The sequence below is a fragment of the Nigerium sp. genome (assembly GCF_039811905.1).
In the GTDB taxonomy this organism is placed as follows: Bacteria; Actinomycetota; Actinomycetes; order Propionibacteriales; family Propionibacteriaceae; genus Propioniciclava.
This window is the reverse complement of sequence record NZ_JBDHZL010000091.1, coordinates 1-10,612: the sequence shown is the minus strand read 5'-3', so window position 1 is coordinate 10,612 and position 10,612 is coordinate 1. Positions and strand designations below refer to the sequence as shown.

The 10,612-nt window shown below is 72.1% G+C and carries 10 protein-coding genes and 2 tRNA genes; 8 read left to right on the top strand and 4 right to left on the bottom strand.

Going from position 1 to position 10,612, the window contains the following annotated elements; genetic code table 11:
• Window positions 1–31: 31 nt before the first annotated feature.
• A tRNA-His gene (locus WMJ97_RS12245) sits at window positions 32–107 on the bottom strand.
• Window positions 108–502: 395 nt separating this feature from the next.
• A complete protein-coding gene (locus WMJ97_RS12240) occupies window positions 503–1,534 on the bottom strand; it encodes an alcohol dehydrogenase catalytic domain-containing protein (RefSeq protein WP_347349279.1) in 1,032 nt (343 codons plus the stop codon).
• Between the two features lie 161 nt (window positions 1,535–1,695).
• Between WMJ97_RS12240 and WMJ97_RS12235 the strand changes: the two genes are divergently transcribed.
• Window positions 1,696–3,408 (top strand): dihydroxyacetone kinase family protein, encoded by a 1,713-nt coding sequence (locus WMJ97_RS12235; protein ID WP_347349278.1) that lies wholly within the window; start codon window positions 1,696–1,698, stop codon window positions 3,406–3,408.
• A gap of 54 nt (window positions 3,409–3,462) precedes the next feature.
• Here WMJ97_RS12235 and orn read toward each other — a convergent pair whose 3' ends face one another.
• Window positions 3,463–4,125, bottom strand: a complete 663-nt coding sequence (orn, locus tag WMJ97_RS12230; RefSeq protein WP_347349277.1) for an oligoribonuclease — start codon at window positions 4,123–4,125, stop codon at window positions 3,463–3,465.
• Window positions 4,126–4,264: 139 nt separating this feature from the next.
• On the opposite strand from orn, the gene ppk2 reads away from it, so the two are divergent.
• The 7 genes from ppk2 to WMJ97_RS12195 all read left to right on the top strand — a co-directional run bounded on the left by ppk2 (window position 4,265) and on the right by WMJ97_RS12195 (window position 9,667).
• On the top strand, window positions 4,265–5,176 hold the full coding sequence (gene ppk2 / locus WMJ97_RS12225) for a polyphosphate kinase 2 (RefSeq protein ID WP_347349280.1): 912 nt from the start codon (window positions 4,265–4,267) through the stop codon (window positions 5,174–5,176).
• A gap of 167 nt (window positions 5,177–5,343) precedes the next feature.
• Window positions 5,344–5,416 (top strand) — tRNA-Arg (locus WMJ97_RS12220).
• Between the two features lie 151 nt (window positions 5,417–5,567).
• Window positions 5,568–6,779, top strand: a complete 1,212-nt coding sequence (locus WMJ97_RS12215) for a cytochrome P450 (protein ID WP_347349276.1) — start codon at window positions 5,568–5,570, stop codon at window positions 6,777–6,779.
• Window positions 6,780–6,865: 86 nt separating this feature from the next.
• Window positions 6,866–7,342 carry a pyridoxamine 5'-phosphate oxidase family protein gene (locus tag WMJ97_RS12210; RefSeq protein ID WP_347349275.1) on the top strand — a complete coding sequence of 159 codons (477 nt, stop codon included), beginning with the start codon at window positions 6,866–6,868 and terminating at the stop codon, window positions 7,340–7,342.
• 21 nt (window positions 7,343–7,363) lie between these two features.
• The gene (locus WMJ97_RS12205; protein ID WP_347349274.1) at window positions 7,364–7,714 is read left to right on the top strand and encodes a lycopene cyclase domain-containing protein; all 351 of its coding nucleotides are present in this window, start codon (window positions 7,364–7,366) and stop codon (window positions 7,712–7,714) included.
• Window positions 7,707–8,108 (top strand): lycopene cyclase domain-containing protein, encoded by a 402-nt coding sequence (locus tag WMJ97_RS12200; protein ID WP_347349273.1) that lies wholly within the window; start codon window positions 7,707–7,709, stop codon window positions 8,106–8,108. Before WMJ97_RS12205 ends, WMJ97_RS12200 begins: the two co-directional genes overlap by 8 nt.
• 8 nt (window positions 8,109–8,116) lie before the next feature.
• Window positions 8,117–9,667 carry an FAD-dependent oxidoreductase gene (locus WMJ97_RS12195; protein ID WP_347349272.1) on the top strand — a complete coding sequence of 517 codons (1,551 nt, stop codon included), beginning with the start codon at window positions 8,117–8,119 and terminating at the stop codon, window positions 9,665–9,667.
• Here the strand turns inward: WMJ97_RS12195 and WMJ97_RS12190 are convergent.
• Complete coding sequence (locus tag WMJ97_RS12190) at window positions 9,648–10,493, bottom strand: MerR family transcriptional regulator (protein WP_347349271.1); 846 nt, start codon at window positions 10,491–10,493, stop codon at window positions 9,648–9,650. The two genes, WMJ97_RS12195 and WMJ97_RS12190, sit on opposite strands and share 20 nt — an antisense overlap.
• Window positions 10,494–10,612 lie beyond the last annotated feature (119 nt).

Genomic DNA, 10,612 nt, shown 5'->3' with positions numbered 1-10,612 from the left:
CCCTTGGTCGCAAGTTCACACCTGACCCGTTTGGGGTGAGTAACGGGATTCGAACCCGCGACATCCTGGACCACAACCAGACGCTCTACCGACTGAGCTATACCCACCATCGCCGCCGGGTCAAAGCCCGAACAGCGAAGGACAGCATACCGGGTCGTCCGCGGATTCGAGAAACCGGCGCCGCGTCGTCGGTCGCCGGACGCCTCCCGAGTCCCGCTGTGGCCGTCGGACGCGGGCACCTGGGTGATCGCGCAGGCGTCCCGATGCCCGCGAACCAGTGCGCGATGGATCCGGCGTCCCTGGTGGCAACGGCGTTATGAGGGATCCCGTGCGCACAGCTTTGCGGACGCCTCGCCGCACCCGCGTCGGTCGACGCTCCGCGGCGGTTCGCGCTGACCGCCCGGACCCGTCACCCGGCATCCCGCTCTCCGCCCCCCGTGACCGGCGCACGCACCGGGCGGAGGCGTCCGATGGTGAAAGCCGGCGTCAGCAGACGCCGGCGTCAGGGGACGACGGCGATCTTGACGCCCAGCTTGTCTTCGACGGCCTGGTAGGCGTCATCGATCTGCTCGAGCGGGAAGGTGTGCGTGACGATCGCGTCGGCATCGATGGCGCCCGACTCCAGGATGCTGACCGCCCGGACGACGTCTTCGCGGCGGGCGTTCGAACCGCCCGTCACGTGCAGTTCCTTGTAGTGGATGAGGTTCACCTCCACCTCGGCCGTCGAGCCCTTCGGGAAGCCGGCGAAGTAGCTCACCCGGCCGCCCGGACGCGCGAGTTGGAGCGCGACGTCCGCCAGCTCGGACGCCCCGATGCAGACGATCACCACGTCGGCGCCGCGTCCGCCGGTCGCGTCGTCGACGGCCGCCTGGACGCCGTCCGGCTCGACCACGTGGGTCGCGCCGACGCGCTGGGCGACGGCGCGGCGTCCGGACGAGCGGTTCGTGACGACGATGTTCCGCGCCCCGCCGAGCTTCGCCAGCGTCAGGTGCAGCAGCCCGATCGGGCCGGCTCCCAGCACGACGACGGTGTCGCCCGGCTCCACCCGGTACTGGCGGTACGAGTTGAGGCAGCACGACAGCGGCTCCGCCAGGGCGAGGTGCGTCGGCGGCAGCTCGCGGGAGCACTGGACGACGTTGCCCCGCCGGACGACGTCCGCCGGCACGAGCACGTACTCGGCGAACCCGCCGTTGATCGCGTACCCGAACAGCCTCAGGTTGTCGCACAGGTGCTCGAGCCCGGCCAGGCACTGGGGACAGTGGTCGCAGGCGACCACGATCGAGACCGTCGCCTGCGCGCCCACGTCGTACCCATCGACGCCGTCGCCGACCTGCTCGATGCGTCCGGCGATCTCGTGGCCCATGACCGTCCCCGGGACGACGCCCGCCGACTTCGCGCCCGAACGGATGCGCAGGTCGGTGCCGCACAGCGTGGCCGCCTCCACCTTCAACAAGATCTCGCCGGGCCCCGCCGACGGCGTCGGCAGGTCGGTCAACTCGACCAGCCCGGGGCGGGTGAACACGGCGGCGCGCATGGGAACTCCTCGGTCGTGAACGGTCGTCCACCCCTCCGCATCGGCGCGGAAGGACGTCCCCATTCAACCATCGCCCCGGGCGTTCCAAACTGTCAGGGGCCCCGGATACTCTCCCAAGAAAGGGCCGTGACGTGCCCAAACAATCACGAGGAGAACCAACGATGGCTCGACTGATCAACGACGATCCTGTGAACTACGCCGAGGAGGCCCTCCAAGGGTTCGCGCAGGCGAACGCGCGCTACGTGAAGCCGGTGTACGGCGGGGTCGTCCGCTCGACCAAGACCGCGCAGGGCAAGGTCGCCCTGGTCGTCGGCGGCGGCTCGGGCCACTACCCGGCGTTCGCCGGCTGGGTGGGCCCCGGGTTCGCCGACGGCGCCGTGGCGGGCAACATCTTCGCGTCGCCGTCCGGGGCGCAGGCCTACAGCGTGTGCAAGGCGGCCGACCGCGGCGCCGGCATCCTGATCGGCTTCGGCAACTACGCGGGCGACGTGCTGCACTTCGGCCAGGCGGTCGAGCGGTTGGCGTCCGAGGGCATCGACGCACGCACGCTGCTGGTGACCGACGACATCGCGTCCGCGCCGCACGACGAGCACCTGCGTCGCCGCGGCATCGCGGGCGACCTGCCCGTGTTCAAAGTGACGGCCGCGGCGTGCGAGGCCGGCAAACCGATCGACGAGGTGGTCGCCATCTTCGACCGCGCCAACGAGCGCTGCCGCAGCTTCGGCGTCGCGTTCGACGGCTGCACGCTGCCCGGCGCCGACGACGCCCTGTTCCACGTCGAGCCGGGCACGATGGGCATCGGCCTCGGCATCCATGGCGAGCCGGGCATCGACTCCAAGCCGCTCGGCACGGCCGACGAGATCGCCGAGATGCTGGTGGAGGGGCTGCTCGGCGACCGTCCCGACGAGTCGGGCAGCCGGGTCGTCGCCCTGCTGAACGGGCTCGGCTCGGCCCCGTATGAAGACCTGTTCATCGTCTACCGCGGCGTCGCCCGGGCGCTGGGGGAGGCCGGCATCGAGATCGTGGAGGGCGAGGTCGGCGAGTTCGTGACGTCGCTCGACATGAACGGCCTGTCGCTCACGCTGCTGTGGCTCGACGACGTGATCGAGCCGCTCTGGTTCGCCCCCTGCGACACGCCCGCCTACCGCCGGGGCTCGGTGACCGAGGCCGAGGCCGACACGACCGAGTTGAACAACGAGCGTCCGCAGGTGGGCGTCGAGCAGCCCGGGTCCGAGGTGTCGCAGGCGGTCGCGGCGCGACTCGCCGAGGCGCTCGCCGACGTCGCGGCCCTGCTGAAGGAGAACGAGAAGAAGCTGGGCGACCTGGACGCCGTGGCCGGCGACGGCGATCACGGCGTCGGCATGGCGCGGGGCTCGCACGCCGCGGCCGAGACCGCGCAGCGGCTGCTCGGCGAGGGGGCGGGCGCGCAGACGCTACTGGTCGGGGCGGGCGACTCGTGGTCCGACCGGGCGGGCGGCACGTCGGGGGCGCTGTGGGGCGCGATGCTGACCGCGGTCGGCAACACCGTCGGCGACTCCGACGGGGTCGACCTCGCCACGCAGGCCCAGGCCGCGCGCGCCGCGCTGGAGGCGGCGATCAGGCTCGGCGGGGCGTCCGTGGGCGACAAGACGCTGGTGGACGCCCTCGTCCCGTTCGTGGAGGCGTTCGAGGCCGCCGTCGACGGCGGCGATGCGTCCGCGGCGTGGCGGGCGGCGTCCGAGGAGGCGAACCGGGGCGCCGAGACGACGAAGGACTTCGCGGCCAAGCTGGGGCGGGCGCGTCCGCTGGGGCAGAAGAGCGTCGGCACGCCCGACCCGGGCGCGGTGTCGCTGTCGATGATCGTCGCGCGCATCGCCGACGGGGCGGCGAGCTAAGGCGTCCCAGGCCCCCGGCCGGCACGGTCGGGGGGTCGGCGCGCCGGGCTGCGGCTAGCCCGCGCTCGGCGCGTCGGTGGCGGTGGACGCCGTGGTCGGCTCGGCCACGCGGTGGCCGGTGAGCGCGCCCTGATGGCGCTGGGCGATGCTCTGCAGTTCGGCCACCGTCGGGCCGGGCTGGTCGACGAAGAGCGCCTCGCGGTAGTAGCGGAGCTCTTCGATGGACTCTTGGATGTCGGCGAGCGCGCGGTGGTTGCCCGACTTGGCAGGAGCGTTGAAGTAGACGCGGGGGTACCAGCGACGGGCGAGTTCCTTCAGCGAGGAGACGTCGACGTTGCGGTAGTGCACGTGGCCCTCGAGCGCGGGCATGTCGCGGGCGAGGAAGGCGCGGTCGGTGCCGATCGTGTTGCCGGCCAGCGGCGCCTGCCGCGCGGTGGGCACGTATTCGCGGATGTAGGCGAGCACGCGCTGCTCGGCGTCGTCCATCGTGAGCCCGTCGGCGAGCAGGGGCAACAGGCCCGAGTTCGTGTGCATCGTGCGGACGAAGTCGCCCATCTGGGCCATCGCCTCGTCGCTGGGTTTGATGATGACGTCGACGCCGTCGCCCAGCACGTTCAGCTCGGCGTCCGTCACCAGGGCCGCCACCTCGACGAGCGCGTCGCGCTCCAAATCGAGGCCCGTCATCTCGCAGTCGATCCACACCAGTCGTTCGTTCACGTGCTTACTGTACGTTCACCGGACCTGGACCGCCGCGCCGCCTCCGCGACCCTCGTTTCCGACGTCCTCGGGCCGCTAAGGTGGGGAGGGATTCGTGGAAGAAGAGAGGTCGTCCGTGGACGCGCATGACATCAGCGAAATGCTGGAGGATGCTCCCCAACAGCGGGAAAACCTGCGCGAGTTCATCGACAAGCTGGTGAACCAGGGGTACACCGTCACCGACACCGAGGGCCCCGACCCTGAGCTCATCGATCCGGGCGGCCGGGCGGTCGAGACGTGGCGGGAGGATTACCCGTACGACGAGCGGCTCGGGCGCGGCGAATACGAGCGCGAGAAGTACCGGCTGCAGGTCGAACTGCTGAAGCTGCAGTACTGGGGGCAGGATCACGGCGTCCGGCACATCATTCTCTTCGAGGGTCGGGACGCCGCCGGCAAGGGCGGCACGATCAAGCGCTTCACCGAGCACCTCAACCCGCGCGCCGCGCGCGTGGTCGCGCTGAACAAGCCGACCGAGACCGAGGCCGGGCAGTGGTACTACCAGCGCTACATCCAGCACTTCCCGACCGCGGGCGAGATGGTGCTCTTCGACCGCTCCTGGTACAACCGGGCCGGCGTCGAGCGGGTGATGGGTTTTTGCACGCAGGAGCAGTACGACGAGTTCATGCGGCAGACGCCCGAGTTCGAGAAGATGATCATCGACTCCGGCACGCATCTCACGAAATTTTGGTTCTCGGTGACGCAGCGCGAGCAGCGCACGCGCTTCGCGATCCGGCAGATCGACCCTGTGCGGCGGTGGAAGCTGTCGCCGATGGATCTTGAATCGCTCGACCGGTGGGAGGCCTACACCGAGGCCAAAGAAGCGATGATCGCCGGCACGGACACCGACGAGGCGCCGTGGATCACGATCCGCAGCAACGACAAGAAGCGCGCCCGGCTGAACGCGATGCGCGCCTTCCTCAACCAGTTCGAGTACGAGGGCCGCGACAACTCCGTGGTGTACGACCCCGACCCGCTGATCGTCCGGCGGGGGAGGGACGCGGCGGGCGACTGAGCCCGGGTCATTCTTCATTTGTAGGGACGCCGTCGGCCGACGCCGGCGGCGTCCTGGGTTTGTGGGCGTCTCTCTTGAGGCGCGCGACGGCGTCGGGTGGGGGAGCGACCGCCGGTGGGCCGGGCGTCCACGGGCAGCCCGGCAGCGGGTTACAGTATGCGGCGACGGCCCCCGTAGCTCAGGGGATAGAGCAGCGGCCTTCTAATCCGTCGTGCGCAGGTTCGAATCCTGCCGGGGGCGCCGTTCCGATCCTGGTCGACGGCCGGCGTGATGGGCTTCTCGTTGGGACGTCCCGCCCGTGGTGCTGGGCCGCCCGCGGCGTCCGGGGGCGTGTGACGAAACCCACACCCTAGTGTGGAGAACGTCAGGTAGAAACGTTGAAGGGGGCGCGGTGGGGCGGCGGGCGAGGCGTCCGGGGGAGTCCGGAGGGCCGAGGGTGGAGCGGTCCGGCCGGGTGTGGCGGGTCCGGTCGCTGGAGGCGGCGCGGGGCGTCCTGAGGGCGCGGGGCGAGACGCGGCAGGCGGGGTTCACGGCCGAGTACGTCCCGAAGGGGTGGCTGAAACACCACCCGATCCTCATGTCGGATGGACCGCTGCACGACGAACAGCGCTCCAAGGTCGCCCGGTTCTTCGCGCCCGCGGTCGTCGCCGAGCGGTACGGAGAAGCGATGGCCGCGTCCGCGGATGCGCTGCTGAGCAGGGCGGACGCCGCCGGCGGCGTCCGCCTGGACGACCTCGCGCTGCTGTACTCGGTCGAGGTGACCTCGCGGATCGTCGGGCTCACGGAGTCGTCCGTGCCGCGGATGGCGCGGCGGCTGGTGACGTTCTTCCGGCAGCCGCCGTTCGACATCACGCAGCCAAATCTGGGCCGGACGCCCCAGCAGTGGGCGCGCGCCGCCGCGAACGGGCTGCTGCCGATCGCGCGCTTCTATGCGGCGGACGTCCGGCCGGCGATCCGCCGGCGCCGCCGCGCGCCGGCCGACGACATCGTCAGCCACCTGATCGGCGAGGGGTACACCGACCTCGACATCCTCGTCGAGTGCGTCACCTACGGCACGGCCGGCATGGTCACGACGCGGGAGTTCATCACGATGGCCGCCTGGCACCTGCTCGCTGACGACGGGTTGCGCGAGCGGTTCCGGGCCGCCGGGGTCCGCGAGCGGTACGCGATCCTGAACGAGATCATCCGGCTGGAGCCGGTCGTCGGGCATTTGTACCGGCGGGCGTCCGCGGCGTTCGAGATCACGGACGCCGGCCGTCGCTGGCGGGTGGAGGAGGGCGACCTGGTCGACGTGTGCGTCCGGGACACCAACGCCGACGAGCGGGCGGTCGGGGAGGACGCGCTCGACGTGCGTCCGGGGCGCCCGCTGCCGTCGGGGGTCAACGAGGCCGTCCTGACGTTCGGCGACGGGGCCCACCGCTGCCCCGGGCAGCCGCTGGCCATCGCCGAGACCGAGGTGCTGCTCACCCGGCTGCTGGACCGGGAGCCTCGCATCGTCGCCGAGCCCGCGCTCGGCTGGGACGACCTTGTCGCCGGCTACACCCTGCGCGGGTTCGAGCTGTCGTTCGGACGGCCGGCGCGCGAGGCGTCCGGGGAGGGGTGAGCGGAGGAGCGCGACCACCCCAAGGGGCCGTTGTCCAAGCTTTGTCGAACCCCTAGGGTGGGAGGCCACGCGACGAAAGGGGCCCCATGGCCGAGCAGCAGGACCACACCGACGCACTGCGCACGCTGATCGAGGGCCAGCGGTTCGTGATGCTGACGACGTCGACGGTGGACGGATCGAAGCTTGTCAGCCGGCCGATGACGATCCAGGAGCTCGACGGCTGGGACGCCCGCTTCATCACGCAGGCGAGCAACGACGCGGCCGAGCAGTCCGACGGGCGCGCGGTGAACCTCTCGTTCATGGACGGCAACACCTACGTCTCGCTCGCGGGGACCGGCTCGGTGGAGCGCGACCCGGCCAAGAAGCGGGAGCTGTGGAGCAAGCTTAACGAGGCCTTCGCGGGCGAGGTCGACGACCCCAACAACGTCGTCCTGACCGTGACGATCGCGTCGGGGGAGTACTGGGACGGCGGCAACAGCGTCGCGCAGGCGATCCGGGTCGCGAAGGCGGCGGTGACGGGTGAGCGTCCGGACGGCGGCGCGCACGGCACCGTCGAGGTGTGACCCGGCGTCCGGGCCGCTGAAGTGGACGACCGCTTTCAATACCTCCTGCTGATGGCCGCCTGCGTGGCCATCACGCTGCCGCTGGAGTTCGTGCTGCGGGCGCGGGTGTACCGGCGTCCGGTGCGGCTGGCGCTCGCGCTGCTGCCGACGGTCGCCCTCTTCGTGGCGTGGGACGTGCTCGGCATCGTGCGCGACCACTGGACGTACAGCCCGCGGTTCACCACCGGCTTCATGCTGGGGCCGATGCCGCTGGAGGAGTTGGTGTTCTTCCTCGTCATCCCGGTGTGCGGGCTGCTGACCTACGAGGGCGTGGGGTTCGTGCTCGGGCGCGTGCGGGGGAAGAACCGGGTGCAGGAGGAGGAGCGTGCCTGAGTTCGGCGTCCCGGAGTACACCGCGCTGACGGTGCTGGCCGTCGCGGCCGTCGCCGCGCTGGAACTGTTCGTGCTGCGCACCGGCCTCTTCCGCACCGCGCAGTACTGGATTTCGATCGCGATGGTCGTGTTCTTTCAGGTCCTCGTCGACGGGTGGCTCACCAAGCTGAGCGACCCGATCGTGCTCTACAACCCGGCGCAGACGTCGGGCGTCCGGATCCCGTGGGACATCCCCGTCGAAGACTTCGGCTTCGGCTGGGCCATGGTCACGCTGACGATGCTGGTGTGGGTGCGGCTGGGCCGGCGTCCGGGTGGGCCGGGCGAGCGCACCGAAGAACAGGGCTGCGACGAGGGCCGACGTCGTGAGCAGCGGCGGAGCGGGGTGGCGTCATGAGCGGCGGGATGAGCGAGAACCGGCCGGGGAGGGACCGGCGCGCGGTCCGGCACCGGGGGCGTCCCGGAGCGGCGCACGCCCGCGGACGACGCGTCGCCGTCGTCGGCGGCGGCATCGCGGGCCTGGCGGCCGCGACCGCGCTCGCGGAGCGTGGGGTCGCGGTGACGCTCGTGGAGTCCACCGGACGCCTCGGCGGCCGGGTCGCCGCGTGGCCGCTGCCCGACGGCCGGACGATGAGCCGCGGGTTCCACGCGTTCTTTCGGCAGTACTACAACCTGCGGGCGCTGCTGCGGCGCGTCGATCCGGAGCTGCGCATGCTGACGCCCGTCGCGGATTACCCGCTGCAGCGTCCGGACGGTCCGCGCGACTCGTTCGCCGGCCTCCCCCGGACGCCCCCGTGGTCGGTGCTCCGGTTCGTGCAGCGCAATCCCGCGTTCACGCCGGCGGCGCTGGCCAGGGTGAACGTGCCCGCCGCGCTGGAGCTGATGCGGGTCCGCTTCCCCGAGACGTACGCCCGCTACGACGGGGAATCGGCGGCCGCGTTCCTCGATCGGCTGCGCTTCCCCGCGGGCGCGCGCGACCTGGCCCTGGAGGTGTTCGCGCGCTCCTTCTTCGCCGATCCGCGCGAGTTCGGCGCCGGGGAGATGGTCGCGATGTTCCACTCCTACTTCATCGGCTCGGCCGAGGGGCTGCTGTTCGACGTGCCCCGCGACGACTACGACTCCGCGTTGTGGGCGCCGCTGGGCGACTACCTCGGACGCCTCGGCGTCGAGATCGTCACCGGTGCGAGGGTGGACGGCGTCGCGCTGGGCGGCGAGCGCGCCTCGATCAGCGTGGACGGCTCCGTCGAGCCCGTGGACGCCGTCGTGCTCGCCGCCGACCCGCGCGCCGCGCGCGGGATCGTCGCCGGCCTGGACGCCGTGGAGGCGCCCGGCTTCTCCGCCTGGCAGGACGCCGTGGCCGCCGCCCGGAACGCGCCGCCGTTCGTGGTGGTCCGGCTGTGGCTGGACCGCCTCGTGGCGCCGGACCGGCCCGCGTTCCTCGGGACGTCGGGCTACGGACGCCTGGACAACGTCTCCGTGTTGGAGCGGTTCGAGGCGGGCGCCTCGGCGTGGGCGTCCGGGCAGCGCGGGTCGGTCGTCGAGCTGCACGCGTACGCGTGCGACCCGGGCGTCCTGGGGGACGCCGCGGCGTCCGAGACGGTGGTGCGGGAGTTGGAGGAGCAGTTGCACGCGGTCTATCCGGAGACGACGTCCGCGGGGGTGATCGCGCGGGAGGTGCTCGTCCGGGACGACTGCCCGCTGAGCGGCACCGACCCGTGGGCCGCCCGGGCGGGCGTCCGGACGCCCTCGCCGCAGCTGATGCTCGCGGGCGATTGGGTCCGGTGCGACTACCCGGTGGCGCTCATGGAACGGGCCGCGACCACGGGGTTCCTCGCGGCGAACGCCCTGCTGGAGGGGTGGGGCGCCGCCGGCCACGACCTGTGGACCGCGCCGATGACCGGGCTGCTGGCACGGGGAACGCGGCCGGCGGCTCGGGTCAGGCGTCCGGGAGGGTGAAGGCGAGGTCCATTCCGACGGGCTGGCCGGAGGCGTCCGGGACGCCGATCTGGCGGAGCTCCCACGGGTCGTCCTGGCCTGCGCTCTCGGCGTAGGCGAGGAGTGCGATGACCGCCGGGTCGGGCAGCCGGCCGCCGGGGGTGTCGTCGAGGAGGTCGCCCTCGAGTTGTGCGAACGTCCGGCGGACCCAGGCCTCGCGCCGCCGCGGCAGGCGCCCGGTCTCGATCTGCTCGCCGGGAAGCGCGACCTCGGCGCCCACGGGCTCAGCGGTCGCGAAGCACATCAGCACGTCGACCTGCGCCGGGGAGGGACCCTGACGCATCGTCGTCCACCAGAGGGGGAGGGGCCGGTGCCCCGCGGCGAAGAGCGCCTGGCCGAGCGCCTCGAGCGTGGTGTTGCCCCAGTCGTCGGCGTCGTCGGTGACGTCGTCCGAGACGTCGAGCGTCCGGCGGGCGCCCGCCCAGTAGACGGGCTCGGCGTCGCGGACGGCCACATCGGCGCCGTGCTGCCAGTCGCCCAGGCGGGCGGTGAGCGCGAGGCCGCGGTCCTCGAGGTCGCGCCGGGCCGCGAGGGCGCGGCGATGCTCGTCGAGGAGCGCGTCGAGCCGGTCGGGCTCGGCGAGCGCCTGGCCGACCAGGTCCAGGGGCATCCCCGCCGCACGCAGGACGCGGATCGTCACGGCGTCCCGCAGTTGGTCGGTGCGGTAGTGCCGGTAGCCGGACTGCGGGTCGATGTGCGCGGCCGGCAGCAGCGCGCGTTCGTCGTAGAAGCGGAGGGCCTTCACGCTGAGGCCGCTGTGCAACGCGAACTCGCCGATGGTCATCATGGGTCGTCTCCTCTCGGGGGTGCCGCCCGGGTGGGCTGCGCTACGTCCACCGTGGGGCCTCCGGCAACGGGAGGGTCAAGTGTGGCCCGTCGACGGTGCTGGGTCTCGCGTCGACAACC